Annotated in this window: 20 protein-coding genes; 17 read left to right on the top strand and 3 right to left on the bottom strand. The window is 49.0% G+C overall.

All coding sequences use genetic code 11. From position 1 onward, the window contains the following. Positions 1-67: 67 nt before the first annotated feature. Positions 68-3,088, bottom strand: coding sequence for a ribonuclease E (gene rne, locus KZ771_RS04475; RefSeq protein WP_290654501.1), 3,021 nt, complete (start codon positions 3,086-3,088; stop codon positions 68-70). A 521-nt stretch (positions 3,089-3,609) separates the two neighbouring features. Between rne and rluC the strand changes: the two genes are divergently transcribed. From rluC to KZ771_RS04560, 17 genes are all read left to right on the top strand, one after another. After that, positions 3,610-4,557 (top strand): 23S rRNA pseudouridine(955/2504/2580) synthase RluC, encoded by a 948-nt coding sequence (gene rluC / locus KZ771_RS04480; RefSeq protein WP_290654808.1) that lies wholly within the window; start codon positions 3,610-3,612, stop codon positions 4,555-4,557. After that, on the top strand, positions 4,558-5,199 hold the full coding sequence (locus KZ771_RS04485) for an HAD-IA family hydrolase (RefSeq protein WP_290654502.1): 642 nt from the start codon (positions 4,558-4,560) through the stop codon (positions 5,197-5,199). Positions 5,200-5,219: 20 nt separating this feature from the next. Next, positions 5,220-5,837, top strand: coding sequence for a nucleoside triphosphate pyrophosphatase (locus KZ771_RS04490; protein ID WP_290654503.1), 618 nt, complete (start codon positions 5,220-5,222; stop codon positions 5,835-5,837). A 30-nt stretch (positions 5,838-5,867) separates the two neighbouring features. Beyond that, positions 5,868-6,398 carry a 23S rRNA accumulation protein YceD gene (gene yceD, locus KZ771_RS04495; RefSeq protein WP_133538487.1) on the top strand — a complete coding sequence of 177 codons (531 nt, stop codon included), beginning with the start codon at positions 5,868-5,870 and terminating at the stop codon, positions 6,396-6,398. 16 nt (positions 6,399-6,414) lie between these two features. Next, complete coding sequence (gene rpmF / locus KZ771_RS04500) at positions 6,415-6,585, top strand: 50S ribosomal protein L32 (protein ID WP_133538486.1); 171 nt, start codon at positions 6,415-6,417, stop codon at positions 6,583-6,585. Between the two features lie 10 nt (positions 6,586-6,595). Then, a complete protein-coding gene (gene plsX / locus KZ771_RS04505) occupies positions 6,596-7,621 on the top strand; it encodes a phosphate acyltransferase PlsX (RefSeq protein WP_290654504.1) in 1,026 nt (341 codons plus the stop codon). A gap of 8 nt (positions 7,622-7,629) precedes the next feature. Then, the gene (locus tag KZ771_RS04510; RefSeq protein WP_133538484.1) at positions 7,630-8,607 is read left to right on the top strand and encodes a beta-ketoacyl-ACP synthase III; all 978 of its coding nucleotides are present in this window, start codon (positions 7,630-7,632) and stop codon (positions 8,605-8,607) included. Positions 8,608-8,616: 9 nt separating this feature from the next. Next, positions 8,617-9,537 carry an ACP S-malonyltransferase gene (gene fabD / locus KZ771_RS04515; protein WP_133538483.1) on the top strand — a complete coding sequence of 307 codons (921 nt, stop codon included), beginning with the start codon at positions 8,617-8,619 and terminating at the stop codon, positions 9,535-9,537. A gap of 14 nt (positions 9,538-9,551) precedes the next feature. Next, positions 9,552-10,289: a 3-oxoacyl-ACP reductase FabG gene (fabG, locus tag KZ771_RS04520; protein ID WP_133538482.1), complete on the top strand. Its 738-nt coding sequence runs from the start codon at positions 9,552-9,554 to the stop codon at positions 10,287-10,289. A 118-nt stretch (positions 10,290-10,407) separates the two neighbouring features. Then, a complete protein-coding gene (acpP, locus tag KZ771_RS04525; protein ID WP_133538481.1) occupies positions 10,408-10,647 on the top strand; it encodes an acyl carrier protein in 240 nt (79 codons plus the stop codon). An 87-nt stretch (positions 10,648-10,734) separates the two neighbouring features. After that, positions 10,735-11,511, top strand: a complete 777-nt coding sequence (gene pabC / locus KZ771_RS04530; protein WP_290654505.1) for an aminodeoxychorismate lyase — start codon at positions 10,735-10,737, stop codon at positions 11,509-11,511. Further along, entirely contained in the window at positions 11,505-12,527 is a 1,023-nt protein-coding gene (mltG, locus tag KZ771_RS04535; protein ID WP_290654506.1) for an endolytic transglycosylase MltG, read from the top strand. Before pabC ends, mltG begins: the two co-directional genes overlap by 7 nt. Position 12,528: 1 nt before the next feature. Then, on the top strand, positions 12,529-13,149 hold the full coding sequence (gene tmk / locus KZ771_RS04540; protein ID WP_290654507.1) for a dTMP kinase: 621 nt from the start codon (positions 12,529-12,531) through the stop codon (positions 13,147-13,149). Continuing rightward, on the top strand, positions 13,146-14,012 hold the full coding sequence (locus tag KZ771_RS04545) for a DNA polymerase III subunit delta' (RefSeq protein ID WP_290572686.1): 867 nt from the start codon (positions 13,146-13,148) through the stop codon (positions 14,010-14,012). The genes tmk and KZ771_RS04545 overlap by 4 nt, the downstream gene beginning before the upstream one ends. After that, complete coding sequence (locus KZ771_RS04550; RefSeq protein ID WP_133538476.1) at positions 13,990-14,340, top strand: hypothetical protein; 351 nt, start codon at positions 13,990-13,992, stop codon at positions 14,338-14,340. Before KZ771_RS04545 ends, KZ771_RS04550 begins: the two co-directional genes overlap by 23 nt. 11 nt (positions 14,341-14,351) lie before the next feature. Continuing rightward, on the top strand, positions 14,352-15,143 hold the full coding sequence (locus KZ771_RS04555) for a TatD family hydrolase (protein ID WP_290654508.1): 792 nt from the start codon (positions 14,352-14,354) through the stop codon (positions 15,141-15,143). A 270-nt stretch (positions 15,144-15,413) separates the two neighbouring features. Beyond that, complete coding sequence (locus tag KZ771_RS04560; RefSeq protein ID WP_290654509.1) at positions 15,414-16,895, top strand: bifunctional 2-methylcitrate dehydratase/aconitate hydratase; 1,482 nt, start codon at positions 15,414-15,416, stop codon at positions 16,893-16,895. A gap of 10 nt (positions 16,896-16,905) precedes the next feature. Here the strand turns inward: KZ771_RS04560 and KZ771_RS04565 are convergent, their stop codons facing one another. Next, entirely contained in the window at positions 16,906-18,249 is a 1,344-nt protein-coding gene (locus KZ771_RS04565; RefSeq protein WP_290654510.1) for a sodium-dependent transporter, read from the bottom strand. A 49-nt stretch (positions 18,250-18,298) separates the two neighbouring features. Continuing rightward, positions 18,299-19,318, bottom strand: a complete 1,020-nt coding sequence (ansA, locus tag KZ771_RS04570) for an asparaginase (RefSeq protein ID WP_133538472.1) — start codon at positions 19,316-19,318, stop codon at positions 18,299-18,301. Between the last annotated feature and the right edge of the window lie 23 nt (positions 19,319-19,341).

A 19,341-nucleotide genomic window follows, 5' to 3' on the forward strand; every position in this document is an offset into this window, starting at 1 on the left:
AACTGACTATTAAAAACCCCGCAATCCTGTTTAGGACTGCGGGGTTTTGTTTATCCGCGTTTGACTGCTAGTACGCGTCAGGAGAGCACTTCGCCATATCGGCATACGCCGAAGATGCCGGCTGTGTGACCGAGGTAATTTTCTGCGGTTGGGCATAGCCGTGACGCGCTGTAGCCGGTGCCACCGGGAATGGCGTAAACTCACCTTCACGAGGGCTCGGGCTAGCTTTAGTCATATCGGCAAAAGCCTTACTTTTAGCGCTGCTGGGGTAGATTGGGCTGACTACCGCGTTGGCCGCCTGGTCATTACCCGCTTCCTGCTTCTCACGTTTGCGCTTCTGTCCGGCTGCACGTTGGTGACGTGGCGACCGGCGCGAGCGGTTGCGTTCAGTCTTAGCCGGTTTTTCAGGCTCATTGTCTTCAATTGTTGGCTCAGTTTCACCAGCATTACTGTGCGTTTGAGTCTTAGGCTCAGCTGTTTCTACTTCTTCAGCCGCAGTTTCTGCCTGGAGGCTCGCGTCAGCTTCAGCGTCAGATTCAGCAGGGCGCTGCTCAGTCGCTTCTACAGACGTTGAATCAGCCTTAGCTTCCGGCTGCTCTGCAGTGGCAGGTTCAGGTGTCGAAGGCTCAGATTCAGGCTGCTGCACGGGTTCCTGTTCAGCCTGCTGTTGCTCAGGAGCTGGCTGTTGCTCCGCCTGAACTAACTCGGCTGCCGCTTGCAAACGCGGGTCATTCACTTTAGAAGCCAACACTTTCGGAGACGGCTCGCGAGGCTCGCGTGCTTGATCCGCAGTTGAATTCTCTTGTGCAGGTTTATCGTTAGCTGCGGACTCCGATTTAGTCGCGGTGTCAGCCGCAGGTTTAGCGTCCTGCTTTTTCTCAGTCTTAGCCGCTACCGACGATTCAGTCGCAGCGCTGTCGGTTGCTGCGCCTTTAACACGAACAGAACGTTCCAGGTTCTTTTGTGAACGACGTTTTTTCGGTGTCCGCGGCTGTTCCTGCTCATTAGCCGGAGCTGGCTTTTGCTCGCGCTCGACTTTTTCTGCTTCCTGCGCAGCTGTTTGATTGTTCTGCTCTTGCTCAGGTTTACGATTTTGGTTGCGATTGCGACCACGTCCGCGACGGTTATTATTACTGCGACGCGAGTTATTCGAGCGCGAATCACCTGAACGATTGTCCTGGCGATCATCCTGACGCTCTTCTTGCGCTTTGTTGTCTGTTTTCGAGTCGTCAGTCGCTTTACGATTGTCATTACGCGGGCGCTGACGCGAACGGCGATTGCCGCCGCGCTGATTGCGGCCACCACGGTTATTGTTACTGCGCTGTCCGCGATTATTGCGGTCGTTGTTCTGGCTTTGCTGTTGTTGCTCATCGCCACTGGCAAACAAGCTGACCAACCACTTACCTAACCGCGCAAACAATGAAGGACCAGAAGCCGCTGTTGCTGCCGGAGTTGGAGCTGCTGCAGCCGGTGCTGGCGGTGGTGCAGCTGCAGGCGCCTGCAGACCCTTCAACGCCGGTTCTTCTAACTGTTGACGATCTTTGGTTAGTGTTATTGCTACTGATTCGTCCTTTTCCTGTTTATTTACCAACTGGAAGCTGGCAGCTTCAGGGACTTCGTCATCACGAATGCGGATGACTTCAAAGTGCGGTGTATCCAAATGATGATTGGGAATAATAACCGCTTTAACGTTGTGACGTTCTTCAACTTTGTTAACCGCTGACCGTTTTTCGTTTAATAAGTAAGTCGCCACAGGTACCGGCACTTGAGCCTGCACTTGTACGGTATTGTCTTTTATCGCTTCTTCTTCGATTAAGCGCAGAATCGACAAAGCCAACGATTCGCTGGAACGAATAGTGCCCTGGCCATCACAGCGGGGGCAAACACTGTTGGCTGACTCGCCCAGTGAAGGACGCAGTCGCTGCCGCGACATTTCCAGCAAACCAAAGCGGGAAATTCGTGCCACCTGAATACGTGCCCGATCCTGAGCCAGGCTGTCACGCAACCGGTTTTCTACTTCGCGTTGATGACGGGCAGGGGTCATATCGATAAAGTCAATGACTACCAAACCGCCTAAATCCCGCAAACGTAACTGGCGTGCAATCTCTTCAGCCGCTTCCAGGTTGGTTTGTAACGCAGTTTCCTCGATATCACCGCCTTTGGTAGCGCGTGATGAGTTAATATCTATCGAGGTCAATGCTTCGGTCGGATCTATAACAATAGAACCGCCTGATGGCAGCCGAACTTCACGCTGGAATGCAGACTCTATCTGGCTCTCAATTTGGTAATGGCTGAACAGCGGTACATCGCCGTCATAAAGCTTAACCCGATTAACAAAGTCAGGACGGATCAACTGAATATGATTGCGGACTTGTTCGAAAACTTTTTTACTGTCTATCAGTACTTCGCCGATGTCACGGCGTAAGTAATCACGCAGCGCTCGGAAGATAACGTTGCTTTCCTGATGGATTAAAAACGGAGCAGGGCGGTCACTAGCTGCATCACTGATGGCAGACCAATGATGCAGTAGAACATTTAAATCCCACTCCAGTTCTTCTTTTGATTTGCCCACACCGGCAGTACGAACAATAAGCCCCATTTCTTTGGGCACGTTAAGTTCACTCAAGGCCTCTTTTAACGCTGAGCGCTCATCGCCCTCGATGCGACGCGAGATACCACCTGCTCGCGGGTTGTTTGGCATCAATACCAAATAACTACCGGCAAGAGAGATGAAGGTCGTTAAGGCTGCGCCTTTTTGGCCGCGTTCTTCTTTGTCAATTTGGACAATGACTTCCTGGCCTTCTTTTACAACATCTTTAATGTTGGGACGACCCTGGAACGTGTAACCCTCGGGGAAGTAGGTTTTTGCGATTTCTTTTAAGGGGAGGAATCCGTGTCGCTCGGCGCCGTAATCGACGAAAGCAGCTTCTAGACTTGGCTCGATGCGAGTAATTTTGCCTTTATATATGTTGGCTTTTTTCTGCTCGTGGCCGGGACTCTCAATATCGAGATCATATAAGCGTTGGCCGTCTACCAGCGCTACACGCAGTTCTTCTAACTGCGTGGCATTAATTAACATTCTTTTCATTACTGTGACTCAATCTTGCTACGCCACAGCATGACGCGCTGTTAAAGCAGCGCTAATGCACTATCGTTAAATTGTTTGTTTGCAGCGTTACAATGCTGCGTTACCCGTCATTAATTCAATAACGTGTAACAAAAATTGGCTTGACTGTGCTTGGTAACTCAGCGCTTTCGCTTAACGTTACGCGTCATGCTGTCGCTATTAGGTTAATCAGCAACTGAACCTGCATTCTGCCTCTTTACGTTATCAGCTCCGTGCATTCCTCATCTCGACGCTACATTACACAACACGTGTAGTTGGTCGTATGAGGACGTGGAGGACTCCGGCAAAATGTGTCAATTGCGCGAAACTCAAATTATATGTGTCGCTTTCACCTGTGGGGCGGCCAGCTCATCTGGCACTTTTTATACCTTCTTGTCCCGTCACAGGATATTTTTTGACACTTCATTATTTCACATAAACAACCCCTAATACAAGCGACAATTTGCATGCATGTTGTTGAGCTTAGTGATAAAATCCGCGCCATGAAAATGATTCAGCATGAAGTTACCTTTCATCAGGTAAGCCAGGACGAAACCGGACAGCGCATCGATAACTTTCTTATGACGAAACTTAAGGGAGTGCCGAAGTCGTTGGTTTACCGTATTGTCCGCAAAGGCGAGGTTCGGGTTAACAAGAAGCGGATTAAACCCGATTACAAGTTACAACCCGACGATACCATCCGTATTCCACCGGTTAAGCTGTCGGAACGTCCTGAGTTACCGTCCGCGAAACTGGAACAAGTGCAGGCACTGGCGGACGCCATTATCTATGAAGATGATCACTTGATGGTGGTTAACAAGCCTTCAGGTATTGCGGTGCACGGTGGTTCAGGGCTTAAATTCGGACTAATCGAAGCATTGCGGGCGTTGCGACCTAACGATAAAAATCTGGAACTGGTACACCGTTTGGATCGGGATACCAGTGGCCTATTAATGGTGGCCAAAAAGCGCTCGGTACTTAAAGCACTGCATGAACAATTACGGGAAAAGTCCGTCAACAAGCAATACTTAGCCCTGGTTAGAGGGCAATGGCAGAAAAGTTGCCGTCAGGTAGAAGCACCGTTACAAAAAAATACGCTGCAGTCAGGTGAGCGTATGGTTCGGGTTGATGCCGAAGGCAAGCCGTCGTTGACTCGTTTTAGAATCCAGCAACGTTATCAACAGGCAACCCTGGTGGAAGCCTCTCCGGTAACCGGCCGCACCCATCAAATTCGAGTGCATGCCTTACATGCCGGTCACCCGATTGCTGGCGATCCCAAATACGGCGACCGCGAGTTTGATGAACAGATGCAGCAGCTGGGCTTGCGGCGGTTGTTTTTGCATGCCTGGCAGCTGACGTTTACGCATCCAAAAACCGAACGGGAATGTCACTTCGAAGCCCCACTTGAGCCCGCATTGAGCGACTTACTAACACGATTAACGGCGATATAAATGCAGTCACGTTTAGTTATTTTTGATTGGGACGGCACGCTGATGGACTCGATTGACCGCATCGTGTCGTCTATGCAGGTGACAGCAAAACATATGTGTCTACCAGTGCCTGAGGTACAGGCCGTTAAAGATATTATCGGACTGAGTCTGGAACCTGCGATTGAGCGTTTGTTCGGGGTGTTACCCAGTGCTCAGTATGATGCGTTTTTAGCCCGCTACCGTGATGAGTATGTCGATTTAAATGTAACCCCAACGCCATTGTTTCCAACTGCGCTTGCAGTGCTTGAAGAGTTGAAAAGGCGTCAGCACATTATTGCTGTGGCAACGGGTAAGGCAAGGAAGGGGCTTGACCGTGTGTGGCGTGAGGTTGCCATGAGTGACTTTTTTGACGCCTCGCGCTGCGCTGACGAAACACGCGGCAAACCGCACCCGCAGATGTTGCACGAATTAATGGCGCAACTGCAATTTGAGCCGCACCAGACGGTAATGGTCGGTGACTCTGAACACGACATGAGAATGGCAAAAGCGGCAGGGACCTATGCTATCGGTGTTGACTTTGGTGTGCATGATGCAACCAGGCTAACAGCCGCCGGTGCGGATGTTGTGATTAGCGATTTGAATCAGTTACCAACACTTATTTAAACGAACGCCGAAGAGATATTATGAGTAAGCGAACCTTAGTACTGGGCTCATCGTCCCCGTTTAGACGTGCTATTCTGGATAAACTACATTTAGATTATCAGGTCGCAAAGCCTGACATTGACGAAACGCCGCTCGCCGATGAAGCGCCGCAGACGCTCGTTGCCAGATTGGCAGAGCAAAAGGCGCGTGCGGTGGCCAAGCAAAACCCCGATTTTGCTGACGCGATTATTATTGGTTCGGACCAGGTCGCTGTGTGTGACGGTGATATTTTAGGCAAGCCTCACAGCACTGCAAGAGCAGTGGCACAACTACAGCGTTTTGTCGGTAAAACCGTCGTGTTTTTAACCGGGCTTTGTGTATATGATGCCCGGGCCGATAAGGCAGATGTTATTTGTGTGCCTTTTTCGGTGAAATTCCGTAATGATTTAACAATTGCTGAATTACAGCAGTATGTTGAACTGGAGCAACCGCTGAATTGTGCGGGTAGCTTTAAAAGCGAAGGATTAGGTATTAGCTTGTTCGATTCGCTCATAGGTGATGACCCTAACACCCTGATTGGATTGCCATGTATTGAATTGCTAAGGATGTTACGTAAGCACCAGATTAACCCGCTGGCTGGCGATAATTCGCTTGCCTAGACCCAACGACTAAGGTAGACTGCGCCCGCTATGCAAAAGGTAAGAATTCCCGTAACGGTTGATCCCGTTAAAAGTGCGAATAAAAAGCAAACGTTTGATGGTTTAGTTCCGGTAAAAACGCTGTCGCGTTTTCAAAGCTTACTGGCGGAAGTCAGTGAACATGATCCGGACGTTAACGTCGAGTTTGGTATTGACGAACAAGGTGTAAGTTATTTCGCCGGTTCGGCAAAAACTGCAGTCAAGTTAACCTGTCAGCGTTGTAATGAGCCTTTTGCGGTTGATATCTCGGCGCAATTTGCGTATGCTCCTGTTTCTTCTAAGCAGAGCTCAGACGAATTACCTGAACGCTACGAAGCGGTCGAAGTAAATGAGTTTGGCGAGATTAACCTGCACGGTTTAGTCGAAGATGAATTAATTCTGGCGATGCCTTTGGTGGCCAAGCATGACCCTAAAGATTGTCAGGTAGATCGCGACGCGATGACGTGGGGCGAAATTGAAGAGCCGTCAGAAGATGACTCGGAAAACCCGTTTTCGGTGTTGCAAGAATTAAAGCGTAAATAACTAGGAGATAGCGTAAATGGCTGTTCAAAAAAGCAAGAAAAGTCGTTCAAGACGCGACATGCGTCGTTCACACGATGCAATCAGCGGCCCTACACTGTCGGTTGATTCTACCTCTGGTGAGACACATCGTCGCCACCACGTAACAGCTGACGGTTTTTACAAAGGTCGTAAGGTCGTTAATAAGTAATTTCCAGGCCATGCCTGAAATTAAATTAGCGATTGATGCAATGGGGGGCGATAACGGCCCCTCTATTGTAATTGACGCATTGTGCCAATTAATCAATGAGGGCACACCTCATCACTTCCTCGTCGTGGGTCAACACGATAGTGTAATTCCTTTACTTTCCCAATATAAGCTAGACGAACACCCCCAAGTCACCTTCGTGCACGCCGATCAAGTGGTCGAAATGGATGAGAAACCTGGCCAGGCACTACGTGCTAAACCTCACTCATCGATGAGTATCGCGCTGGAACTGCTGGCGAAAGGCGAAGCTGATGGCGTAGTCAGTGGCGGCAACACCGGCGCATTAATGGCCAAGGCCTATTTTCAGCTAAAAACATTGCCCGGCGTACTTCGTCCTGCGTTAATGGCGGCGTTACCCAATCAATTGGGTGGCCGATCTTATCTTCTTGATTTAGGTGCTAACGCAAGCTGCGATTCAGAAACGTTATTTCAATTTGGCGTAATGGGTAGTGTTGCCGCGCAAATATTGGAAGATATCAGTAGTCCAAACGTTTCTTTACTGAACATGGGTGAGGAAGAAATTAAAGGTAACGACGTGGTTAAAAATGCCGCGTTGCGGTTGGCTAGCTCCGAACATGTCAATTACACCGGTTTTGTCGAAGGCAATCATTTGTTTAGTGGTAAAGCCGATGTCATCGTGTGTGACGGGTTTGTTGGCAATATTGCACTTAAAAGTTGTGAAGGCCTGGCAACATTGATTGTCGATCAGCTTAAGTCCGCGTTAATGTCTCACTGGATGTACCGCTTATTCTTTCGTTTTTTACAAAAACGCACACAAAAATCCTGGGATCGGTTGAAGCCCGACCACTATAACGGTGCGAGTTTGATAGGATTGCGCGGTGTGGTTATTAAAAGCCATGGTAGTGCCAATGCAAAAGCATTCGGTAGTGCAATAAGGCAAGCGATAACAGAAGCACAAGCACAACTCCCCGAGCGGATAAAAGATCGGGTTGAGTCGGTCCTGTTAGAACAACATTAAGCACAGTTATGAGCTATTCAACTATCGCAGGCACAGGTCACTATTTACCTGAGCAACGCCTGACGAACGATGATTTATCACAGCGAGTCGACACCTCAGACGCGTGGATTACAGAACGAACAGGAATAAAAGAGCGACGCATCGCAAACGCAGATGAAAGTGCCGCAACCTTAGGTTTTGAGGCGGCAAAACGTGCGCTAGATGCTGCTGGTTGCAGTGCCACTGAGGTGGACATGATCGTCGTCGCGACAACCTCTGCTGAGCATGCATTCCCAAGTGCAGCCTGTGAAATTCAGCAAATGTTGGGAGTGAGTTCGATTCCGGCATTTGACGTTGGTGCCGCTTGCTCAGGCTTTATTTATGCACTCAGTGTTGCTGACCAATTCATACGTACGGGTCAGCATCAAAAGATTTTAGTCATAGGCACCGATGTATTAGCGCGACTCTGTGATCCGGATGACCGAAACACCGTGGTATTATTTGGTGATGGTGCCGGGGCGGTGTTACTGGAAGCTGGTGAAAGCGCAGGTATTATTTCAACTCACCTTTATAGCGCTGGTGAATATGGCCATTTACTGGGCGCTAAACAACCGGTTCGAACTACGCGCGGTATAAGTGCTGAGGGAACGCCGGAAAGCAGCTGGATGTATATGAAAGGAAACGAAGTTTTTCGGGTTGCGGTGGCAAAGCTTAGTGAGTTAGTGACTAAAACCTTGCAGGCTAACCAGATGACTTCGGCCGATTTAGACTGGCTGATTCCGCATCAGGCAAACTTACGTATTATTAAGGCGACGGCAAAAAAGTTATCCATGCCGATGGAGCAGGTTGTAGTAACCCTGGATAAAACCGGCAATACCTCTGCAGCGTCAGTGCCCATTGCATTAGACTGGGCGGTACGTGATGGTCGCGTAAAACGTGGACAAACCTTATTATTAGAAGCTTTCGGTGGCGGTTTTGCCTGGGGCTCCGCACTGGTTAAGTATTAAGAGGGCAATATGACAACAACAGCATTATTATTTCCGGGGCAAGGCTCACAGACCGTTGGTATGTTAGCCGATGTCGCCGCTCAGTACCCGCAGATTCAAGCCACTTTTGACGAGGCGAGTAAGGTGTTGGGGTATGACTTATGGGAATTAGTTCAGAATGGCCCCGAAGAGCAGCTCAATGATACCCGCAAAACACAGCCGGCACTATTAACGGCCAGTGTCGCGCTATTTCGTGTCGCAAAAGAAAACGGTTTAGGCGATGTAAACGCCATGGCGGGTCACAGTTTGGGCGAATACTCGGCATTAGTTTGTGCCGGCGTCATTAACTTTGCTGACGCCGTACGTTTGGTTGCCTTACGCGGCGAGGCCATGCAGGGAGCTGTAGCGCCCGGTGTTGGCGCAATGGCAGCGGTGATCGGCTTAGACGATGATCAAATTGCTGAAATTTGCCAACAACAGGCAGAAGACGAGGTGGTTACACCGGTCAATTATAATTCCCCCGGTCAGGTGGTAATTGCCGGCCATAAAGACGCCGTTGCCCGCGCCGCTGAAGCATTAAAGGCGGCCGGAGCCAAACGCGTGTTACCGTTACCGGTAAGCGTCCCGTCACATTGTGAACTCATGAAGCCAGCAGCCGAGCAATTGCGTGCAGCGCTAAAAAATGTCGATTTTAATACACCGACTGTGGCAGTTATTAATAATGTCGATGTCAGTGCCAACAGCGATGAAGAAGCGATTAAAGATGCGTTGGTAAGGCAGTTGTACTATCCGGTACGCTGGACCGAAACAATTGAAAAGCTAGCCACCATGGATATTGAAGCAGCCTACGAGATCGGACCAGGCAAGGTTCTGACCGGGCTTAATAAACGCATAACCAAAGCATTTGGCTGTACAGCACTTAACAGTCCGGATGCGTTTGAACAATTATAACGGGAGATAAATTTATGCAATCTCTAGCAGAACAGGTGGCGCTGGTCACCGGCGCAAGCCGCGGCATTGGTAAAGCCATTGCTGAGTCATTAGTTGCTCAGGGTGCTTTTGTTATTGGCACCGCAACTTCTGAACAAGGGGCTAGTGCGATTAGTGATTATTTAGGCGAAAAGGGTAAAGGTATTGCGCTCAACGTGACCGATGCTGAGCAGACAGCCGAAACCGTGAAGGGACTGGAAAAAGAGTTTGGCAAAATTGATATTCTGGTCAACAACGCTGGTATCACCCGTGATAATTTAATGATGCGAATGAAGGATGATGAGTGGGATTCAGTGATTAATACCAATTTGTCAGCTGTTTTCCGAGTTTGTAAAACCGTGATTCGCGGCATGATGAAACGTCGCAATGGGCGCATCATAAACATCAGCTCGGTGGTCGGAACCACGGGCAATCCGGGCCAGGTTAACTATTGTGCGGCAAAAGCCGGGTTGGTGGGTTTTAGTAAGTCCCTTGCAAAAGAAGTGGCGGCGCGCGGCATTACCGTCAACTGCGTTGCGCCGGGCTTTATTGATACCGATATGACGAAATCCTTGACTGATGATCAGAAACAAGCGATTTTTGCCAATATTCCAACAGAACGTCTGGGCAAACCTGAAGAAGTCGCAGCAGCAGTTGCCTTTTTAGCTTCGCCCGGGGCAGCTTATATTACCGGCGAAACAATTCATGTAAACGGCGGAATGGCAATGGTTTAACCCTCAAGGGGTACGACCTGTTTATTTTAAGCTAATTTTTACTTTATTATTGTGGCTGCATTCACTACACTACAGCCAAATTTGACACTCGTGACGACTATTGAAGGATTTTAATATCATGAGCACTATCGAAGAACGCGTAAAGAAAATCATCATCGAGCAGTTGGGCGTTAAAGAAGAAGAAGTTAAACCAGAAGCTTCTTTTGAAAACGACCTGGGCGCTGACTCACTGGATACTGTTGAACTAGTGATGGCACTGGAAGAAGAATTTGAAACAGAAATTCCAGATGAAGAAGCTGAGAAAATTAAAACTGTTCAAGCAGCTATTGATTACGTATCGGCTCACTCTGACGATTAATCGTCAACCGCTACGTTTTAATTAGCGAAAGGCAGTCCTTGGGGCTGCCTTTTTTGTTTGTGGAGCGACACGCACTGACGATAAATCATGATTTTGTGCAACGGAAAACAACATTACCAGCCGCTGGATCGTGGCTTACAGTTTGGCGATGGCCATTTTACAACCCTACGTTTGCATAATGGTAAGCCTTTATGGTGGGATTACCATTGGCAGCGGTTAGTGCTAGCCAGCCAGCGCTTGGCACTGCCGGTGCCTGAGCGGCAACAAGTTGAGGCCTGGTTGGCAGAGTTGACCGCAGGCCAGCCAGACGGCGTGGCAAAAATTATCGTTACCCGCGGATTTGGTGGTCGTGGATATATGCCTCCGGCGGCGGTAGAGTCAAATACCTATATGCAAGTTAGTCCGTTACCGCCGGTTGCAGCAACTATCGACACAGTTGCCGTGGCTGCGCTGCAACTGGCACGTCAGCCGGTATTAGCCGGCTTAAAAACACTGAACCGGTTGGAACAGGTGTTACTTGCCCGGGAACGTGAAGAGAGGGGCGTGGACGACCTTTTGGTACTCGATCATCACAATGCGTTGCTCGAGTGCTGCCAGGGTAATATCTTTTGGCGCAGTAGTGACCAGTGGTTTACGCCGTCATTACAACAGGCCGGGGTAGCAGGCGTTGCGCGACAAGTCATAATCGACCAGCAATGGCTGGGAAGGGTAAACCAGGGCGTGTTTACACTTGAGGATTTATACCAGGCAGATCAAGCATTTGTTTGCAATAGTGTGCGTGGAGCCGTGCCAATTAAACAATTAAATGGTAAAGTTTTGAGTACTGATTTACCTGAGCTGTTAAAGCAATTGACTGCATGCTAAAAAAACTCATCATTAGTGTCGTTGTGTTAGTCATTACCGTGGCTATTGCCGGGCTGGCAGTGCGCAGTATGGCTCTTGCATACCTTGAAAAGCCCTTAGCCAACTCGACACACGAGCAAATGTTACTGCAAGTAAAGCGAGGCGATACAGCCCGCTCGATTAGTGCCAGAGTTAATCAGCATTTTGCTCGCACCAGTAACACCCTCGATTATCGTTTAGCACAATTTTTTATTGGCGTTGATCGCATACAAGCAGGGCTTTATGAAATATCTCCTGCTGACTCCTGGCAGCAATTCTGGCAAAAACTAGCGCGTGGCGACGAAAAGCAGTTTAAGGTGACATTAATCGAAGGACTGCGTTTTAGTGAGTGGCTGCAGCAGCTTAAACAGCAGCCTTATTTGAGTGCTGAACTAACAACTGACAGTTTGTCTGAACAACTACCTTTTTTGCAGGACTACCCCAGCCCGGAGGGTTTGTTTTTACCCGAAACATACAGCTACCGCGCGCAGACCAGTGATCTTGAGTTACTAACCCAGGCGCACGAAGAACTTGAAAGAGAACTTGACGATGCGTGGCGCGCTCGTAACCGCGAGTGTCCGGTATCAACCCCTTATGAGTTGCTGATACTGGCTTCTATCATCGAAAAGGAAACCGGTATCGACGGTGAGCGTGAAACCGTAGCCAGTGTATTTTGTAACAGGCTCAATAACGGCATGCGGCTGCAGTCAGACCCGACAACGATCTATGGAATTGATGATTTTGATGGCAATTTAACGCGTCAGCACCTGCGTACGAAAACGCCTTATAACACTTATCGCATCGACGGTTTACCGCCAACACCCATTGCAATGGTATCGGCGGAATCATTAGCTGCGGCGGCTCAGCCGGCACAAACGGACTACTTTTATTTTGTTGCGGACAATAGCGGCGGTCATGTTTTCTCTAAAACGCTTGAGGAGCATAACCGAGCGGTTTATAAGTATCAGATCAAGCCGCATCAGCAGGACAAGGAATAATATGAACGGCAAGTTTATTGTTATAGAGGGGCTTGAAGGAGCCGGTAAAAGTACGGCTATTGCAAGTATCGTGAGCCATCTGCAGGCCAAGGGTATAAGGGCAGAAACTGTTCGAGAACCCGGTGGCACACCGATGGCTGAAGCGTTGAGAGACTTAGTAAAGAAGCAGTGGCAGGAACAAGTGAGTGCAATGACAGAGCTATTGCTCATGTATGCCAGTCGCGTTCAGCTTGTCGATAACGTGATTAAACCGGAACTGGATAAAGGTCGCTGGGTCATCGGCGACCGCCATGACTTGTCGTCACAGGCCTATCAGGGTGGCGGCCGACAATTGGGTAGTGAAAAACTACAGCAACTAAAGCAGCTTACTCTGGGTGAGTTTAAGCCGGATCTTACTTTGTATCTGGATATCGATGCTGAGGCCGGCCTGGAGCGCGCAAAGGGGCGAGGCGAACTGGATCGTATCGAACAAGAAGATCTAGCGTTCTTTGAACGCACCCGGGCACGTTACCAGCAACTGGTGGCTGCAGACCCCTCAATAGTTGCTATCGATGCCTCGCAACCCATGCAACAGGTGCACAAAGATATACTCCGCGCTATCGAAGAGAAATTATTTGTATGAGTTATCCCTGGTTACGTGAACCTTGGCTTCGTCTTATCGACAGTGCTAAACAGCAACGTTTAGCACACGCATATTATTTGCGGCATGCGCCGGAACAGGGTAGTGACCAGTTCTTGCAGACATTGGCCAATTTTTTGCTGTGCCAGCAGCCCGATAAAAGCGCCTGTGGGCAGTGTAAATCATGTAAGCTATACCAGGCTGGCAGTCATCCTGATTTTTGGCATATCGACGCGCGGGAAGAAACCAGTATTGGCATCGACGAAGTGCGTAAACTGCAGAATAAACTGCTACAGACTGCAAACCAGGGCGGTGCCAGAGTTGCCATCTTAACACCCGCGGATAAACTGACTGAGCAGGCGAGTAATGCCATACTAAAGGTGTTGGAAGAGCCACCCGCTAATATGTTTTGGCTAATTTCGGTACAGCAACCCGAACAGCTGCTACCAACTTTACGAAGCCGCATGCAATGGATTAATTTGCAATTACCTGCGGTAGCCGGCAACGACGATCACGAGTCGGCCAACAGTTTATTAAGCACCTTGTTTGCCGGGGCCCTGCCACCGGTTATCAAAGACAAGAGCAAAGCTACTGAGTGGCTTGACATAACTGAACGCTTGTTACTTGATCTGTCAGCGGCGACACAAAGCATCGCCAGTGCGCGCTTTAATTACACCGAGTTACAACCACGCTACAGGGAGCTGACAAATCAGCACAACTTGCATACAGAGCGACTGCTTAAAGCTGTCGATGAATGCCGACAATTGCGTCAGCGCTATCGTCAGTCAAAAGGATTAAATTTACCGCTATTGTTAAGTCTTTGTTGGCAACAATGGACTTATCATGGCTTCAATACCACAACTTAGCCATCGTTTTAATGATGCTCTGGAGCTTGCTCAAAGCACCTTAGCCCGGTTCGAACAACTATTAATTTTTGTACCCCTGCCGGCAACCGTCGATATACCGCCGCTGCACAGTACAATCCATATCGATATTAATTTGCCTGATAGTGGTGAATATAATCCGAATATCACTGCTAGTGTTACGTGCATGTTGCGGCAACCGGGCGGCAGTTGTTGGATTGGGCTGGCTATTGTCGACGATCAGGATACCGACATTGAGCAACGAATACGGCGCCTGACACACACGTTAAGCCATGAATATGGTAGACTGATCGCAAAAATATATGCTTAGCAGGAGTTTTAATGTACGTCGATTCGCATTGTCATTTAGATAAAATAGATCCGCAAAAAATTGGCCTGGAACTACCTCAGATTATCGAAAATGCGCGTAATAATGACGTGCAGCACATGCTGTGTGTCTGTGTAACCTTAGAAGACTACGCTGCCATGCAGGCCGCCGTAGCGGAATATGCTGATGTCTCGGTTTCGTGCGGCGTACATCCGTTGTACGTCCAAGACAGTCAGACACCCGTTGATGAAGTAGCATCGTCCTTGCGGCAGCTGGCCAGCGATAGTCGAGTCGTCGCTATCGGTGAAACTGGCCTCGACTATTTCTATCATCCCGAAAGCAAACAGCTACAGCAACAGAATTTCGCCGCCCATATTGAGGTTGCACAAGAGCTGGACAAACCGCTGATCATTCATACCCGCGATGCACGTGAAGATACTATTAGCTTACTAAAAGAGGGCGGTGCTGAAAAATCGGGCGGGGTACTGCACTGCTTTACAGAGTCTTTGGAGATGGCAAAGCAAGCTATCGATGAACTGGATTTCTATATCTCAATATCGGGTATCGCTTCGTTTGCTAACGCTAAATCGTTACGCGAGGTAGTTAAGGCGTTGCCGTTGGAGCGGTTACTCATCGAAACGGACAGCCCATGGCTCGCGCCAGTGCCGCATCGGGGCAAGCAAAACCAACCCGCCTATGTGGTAGACGTTGCAAAATGCGTTGCTGATGTTAAAGGACTGACGCTTAATGAGGTTGCAGAAACCACAACGTCCAACTTTTATAAGCTGTTTAAAGGCGTTGCGTAAGCTGTGGATAAGCTGGGTATAGGGGTAATAAAGCGTTTATAATTTATTAACTTAAAAATTTTAAAAAAAATTATGTATTTTTCTAAAATTTGGCTAGACTAAAAATTAACCGCTTTTTTTAGAGTTAGCGCACGGCTCATCCCATGAGCCATTCCCCTATACCCGGAACAATCTGGATTGGTTCCGGGTTTTTTTTATCTATCGATCGGTTCCTGTCGATTCTGCGTAGCTATACTAACAACAGTTATTCCAATCGTTCGAGAGGATACTATGACTATTGCAGAGCGGACAGACCGTCCTGATTATGATGCAGAGATACAGCGTATAGCCGATTACGTGATTAACTATCAGGTCACCTCGGAACAAGCGTGGGAAACCGCGCGGCATTGCCTGGCTGACACAATCGGCTGCGGCATTCTGGCATTACGTTTTCCCGAATGTACCAAACATTTAGGGCCGCTTGTTGCCAATACGCAGGTGCCGAACGGAGCGCGTGTGCCCGGCACGTCGTATTGCCTGGATCCGGTTAAAGCAGCATGGGATATCGGCTGTATTGTACGTTGGCTTGATTTTAACGACACCTGGCTGGCAGCCGAGTGGGGGCACCCATCAGACAACTTAGGTGCGATTCTGGCACTGGCTGATTTCATCTCGCAACAGCGCGTCGCAAGAGGGGATAAACCGCTTACCATTAAGGATGTACTGGAAGGGATGATTAAGGCTCATGAGATACAGGGAAACCTGGCCATTGAGAATAGCTTTAATCGAGTCGGTCTTGATCACGTTGTGCTGGTTAAAGTAGCCTCTACCGCCGTCGCTACCTGGCTGTGGGGAGGTAACCGCGAGCAGGTTATGGCAGCTGTTTCGCAAGCCTGGGTTGACGGACAGTCACTACGGACCTATCGGCATGCGCCAAACGCGGGCTCGCGCAAATCATGGGCCGCTGGTGACGCCACCTCTCGTGCGGTGCGCCTGGCGGATATTAGCCTGCGCGGAGAAATGGGCATCCCCGGTGCGCTGAGCGCACCGCAATGGGGCTTTTACGATGTGCTGTTCAGTAAAACAAATAAAGATCAGCAGATTAAGCCAGAGGCCGAGCAAAAGTTTTCATTTCAACGAGAATACGGCAGCTACGTGATGGAGAATATTTTGTTTAAGTTGTCATTTCCTGCTGAGTTTCATGCCCAAACGGCGTGCGAAGCTGCGGTTACATTACACCCGCAGGTTGAGGATAAACTTGACCAGATTGAACGTATCGAAATAACAACCCACGAGTCCGCCATTCGTATTATCTCTAAGCAGGGAGAGCTGGCTAACCCCGCCGATCGCGATCACTGTTTACAGTATATGACGGCAGTACCGTTGATCTTCGGTGAACTGACCGCCGATCACTACGAGGATGAATTCCACCAGGCTAACCCGCTAATCGATGCATTGCGCGAAAAAATGGTTGTCAGTGAAGACAAACGTTACAGCGAGGAATACCACCAACCGGACAAACGCTCCATCGCTAATGCGGTACAAGTCTTTTTTAATGATGGCAGCGCAACCGATAAGGTTGAGGTTGAATATCCAATCGGGCATCGCCGTCGCCGTGAAGAGGGCTTCAAGGTGCTGGAGCAGAAGTTTGAAAACAATCTTCGTACGCGTTTTGCGCGTCAGCGGGTGGAGCAGATTATGCGTTTGTATCGCGACCCTCAGCAACTGGTTAACACGCCTGTTAACCAGTTTATGGACTTATTGGTTACCTAAACGGCGCGGGTTAACCGCGCCAGATCACCAGCAGGATTAAGACCGGGCAAATAAACTTGACGTACCATGGCCAGATTTTCCAGAACAGGCTCTGATTAATTTGCGGTGAACCTTGTTGAAGTGCTTTAAGCAAACGATGCTGGCGTAGCACCCAGGTCAACATAACACCAAAGATGAGCGCCATTATCGGCTGCATATAGACCGTACTGAGGGTAATCACAAAGCTGAATAGGGTCTCAAAGTGGTAAATGATAATGGTTGAAAGTATGGTCACTACAAATGCTACCAACCACACGCCGCTATGGCGGTTGCAGGCCGTTTCTTCACGTAACGCATTAACCGGTGCTTCCAGCATGGAGATGGACGAGGTAATAGCGGCAATGACCATCAGCAGGAAAAAGCCGATAGCCACGAACGGGCCGACACTGCCCAGGGTATCAAACATCGCCGGTAGAACGGTAAACACCAGGGTATCAGCAGATAGTAGCGAGCCGTCATCGGCATATATAGCCACGCCATTATTCTGTGCTACGAACATAGCTGGCAGAATTAAAAGGCCTGCTAAGAAAGCAACAGAAGTGTCTATGCCCGCCACCCAGGCTGCAGTTTTTGGAATATTTTCTTTCTCAGACAGGTACGCGCCATAAGTCATCATTACGCAGACACCGAGTGACAATGAGAAAAACGCCTGGCCCATGGCTCGCACAATCAGGTTGGGATCGGAAATCGCTGAAAAGTCCGGCACTAAATACATTTTCAATCCGTCAATCGCACCATCCAGCGTCAGGATGTAAGCAGCCATGGCAATCAGCAAAACAAATAACAATGGCATTAACCGCCGTGACCACCGCTCGATACCGTCGTTGACGCCGGAGCGCACGACGTAGATGGTTAACAGCATAAAGAACAACATCGTAATGAGGTTGCGCTCTAACGAAAACGTCAATAGCCATTCTGCGGTACTTGCCAGCCCCAACAGCTCCATTAAAGGCGCCAGCATGTAGGCAATTAACCAGCCCGATACGATCGCATAAAAGCTAAGAATGAGACTTAACACAACCAGTCCGACAATACCGCTTAACAGACCAAAGCCACGCCAAAAAGGGCGCTCTGACATGTTTCGCAACGCTTCGATGGGGTTCTGCCGACGAATACGACCAATAGTTATCTCTGCTACCAACATGGGGTAGGCCAGCAGCGCTATCATAATAAGATAAACAAGCAGAAAAGCACCGCCGCCGTTACTGGCAGCCTGTGTTGGAAATCCCCAAATATTGCCAACTCCGACGGCGGAACCGGCAGCGGCTAAAATAAACCCTAGGCGTGAAGCAAAAGCGGGTGAACGTGTTGTCATAAGGTTGTCATTATCTTTATTATTATAAATTATCGATTGTCTAACGATTTTACGCGGTGGTCAGTTCGCCGCGCAAGTTATCGGTTAAACGTTCCGCAATAACCTCGTTGGACAGATCTTGCGAAAGCAAATAGTGTAACTTGGTTAGTGCCGCTTCAATAGTCATGTCTGAGCCTGAAACAACGCCGATTTCGGCCAACGCGTTTCCGGTAGCATAGCCACCCATATTAACCCGGCCGCGGAAACATTGAGTACAATTTACAATCGTAATACCTTGTTCGATACCGCGTTTAAAGCTCGCCAGCAAGGCAGGATCCTGCGGTGCATTGCCGACCCCGTAACTTTGGATAATCATTGCTTTAACGGGTTGTTGTAACAGATTATCAATCAGTTGGGCCGAAATACCGGGGTAAAGCATTACTACGCCAATCGGCTGCGGTGTCATTTCGACCACGTGTAACTCGTTGTCTTTTACCTCACGCAGTTTACCTGCATTCAGGCTAATCTGAATACCAGCTTCGAGTAGAGACGGGTAGTTAGGCGAGGCAAATGCGTTAAAACCATTAGCGTCGGCTTTGGTTGAGCGATTGCCACGAAACAGCGTGTTGTTAAAAAACAGACCAACTTCATGAATTGGGTAATTAGCGGCTATATACAGGGCATTGAGTAGGTTTGTCTGACCATCGCTGCGCAGCGCTGATAAAGGAATTTGCGAACCGGTTACGATGACAGGTTTAGCCAAGTTTTGCAGCATAAAAGACAATGCCGATGCGGTATAGGCCATGGTATCGGTGCCGTGCAAAATAACGAAACCATCATAGTCGTTATAGTTGGCTTCGATATCACGGGCTATGGTCACCCAGTCCGATGGGGTCATATCCGACGAGTCCATCAACGGCTGATATTCATGAATCTGAAATTCGGGCATTTCTTCGCGATAGAATTCAGGCATGCGCTCGACGCATTGGCTCAGGTGTCCCGCGACCGGAACATATCCCTGAGCCGATTTTTGCATACCAATAGTACCGCCAGTGTAGGCGACGTAGATTCTTTTACGCTTTACGGCCATCAAATATCCAAAATTGAGTAGGT

The organism is Idiomarina sp. (assembly GCF_019431395.1).
In the GTDB taxonomy this organism is placed as follows: domain Bacteria; phylum Pseudomonadota; class Gammaproteobacteria; order Enterobacterales; family Alteromonadaceae; genus Idiomarina.

Bases quoted from the DNA above. Each gene is read 5' to 3' on its own strand.
- rne (WP_290654501.1), bottom strand. From the start codon at position 3,088: ATGAAAAGAATGTTAATTAATGCCACGCAGTTAGAAGAACTGCGTGTA.
- rluC (WP_290654808.1), top strand. From the start codon at position 3,610: ATGAAAATGATTCAGCATGAAGTTACCTTTCATCAGGTAAGCCAGGAC.
- KZ771_RS04485 (WP_290654502.1), top strand. From the start codon at position 4,558: ATGCAGTCACGTTTAGTTATTTTTGATTGGGACGGCACGCTGATGGAC.
- KZ771_RS04490 (WP_290654503.1), top strand. From the start codon at position 5,220: ATGAGTAAGCGAACCTTAGTACTGGGCTCATCGTCCCCGTTTAGACGT.
- yceD (WP_133538487.1), top strand. From the start codon at position 5,868: ATGCAAAAGGTAAGAATTCCCGTAACGGTTGATCCCGTTAAAAGTGCG.
- rpmF (WP_133538486.1), top strand. From the start codon at position 6,415: ATGGCTGTTCAAAAAAGCAAGAAAAGTCGTTCAAGACGCGACATGCGT.
- plsX (WP_290654504.1), top strand. From the start codon at position 6,596: ATGCCTGAAATTAAATTAGCGATTGATGCAATGGGGGGCGATAACGGC.
- KZ771_RS04510 (WP_133538484.1), top strand. From the start codon at position 7,630: ATGAGCTATTCAACTATCGCAGGCACAGGTCACTATTTACCTGAGCAA.
- fabD (WP_133538483.1), top strand. From the start codon at position 8,617: ATGACAACAACAGCATTATTATTTCCGGGGCAAGGCTCACAGACCGTT.
- fabG (WP_133538482.1), top strand. From the start codon at position 9,552: ATGCAATCTCTAGCAGAACAGGTGGCGCTGGTCACCGGCGCAAGCCGC.
- acpP (WP_133538481.1), top strand. From the start codon at position 10,408: ATGAGCACTATCGAAGAACGCGTAAAGAAAATCATCATCGAGCAGTTG.
- pabC (WP_290654505.1), top strand. From the start codon at position 10,735: ATGATTTTGTGCAACGGAAAACAACATTACCAGCCGCTGGATCGTGGC.
- mltG (WP_290654506.1), top strand. From the start codon at position 11,505: ATGCTAAAAAAACTCATCATTAGTGTCGTTGTGTTAGTCATTACCGTG.
- tmk (WP_290654507.1), top strand. From the start codon at position 12,529: ATGAACGGCAAGTTTATTGTTATAGAGGGGCTTGAAGGAGCCGGTAAA.
- KZ771_RS04545 (WP_290572686.1), top strand. From the start codon at position 13,146: ATGAGTTATCCCTGGTTACGTGAACCTTGGCTTCGTCTTATCGACAGT.
- KZ771_RS04550 (WP_133538476.1), top strand. From the start codon at position 13,990: ATGGCTTCAATACCACAACTTAGCCATCGTTTTAATGATGCTCTGGAG.
- KZ771_RS04555 (WP_290654508.1), top strand. From the start codon at position 14,352: ATGTACGTCGATTCGCATTGTCATTTAGATAAAATAGATCCGCAAAAA.
- KZ771_RS04560 (WP_290654509.1), top strand. From the start codon at position 15,414: ATGACTATTGCAGAGCGGACAGACCGTCCTGATTATGATGCAGAGATA.
- KZ771_RS04565 (WP_290654510.1), bottom strand. From the start codon at position 18,249: ATGACAACACGTTCACCCGCTTTTGCTTCACGCCTAGGGTTTATTTTA.
- ansA (WP_133538472.1), bottom strand. From the start codon at position 19,318: ATGGCCGTAAAGCGTAAAAGAATCTACGTCGCCTACACTGGCGGTACT.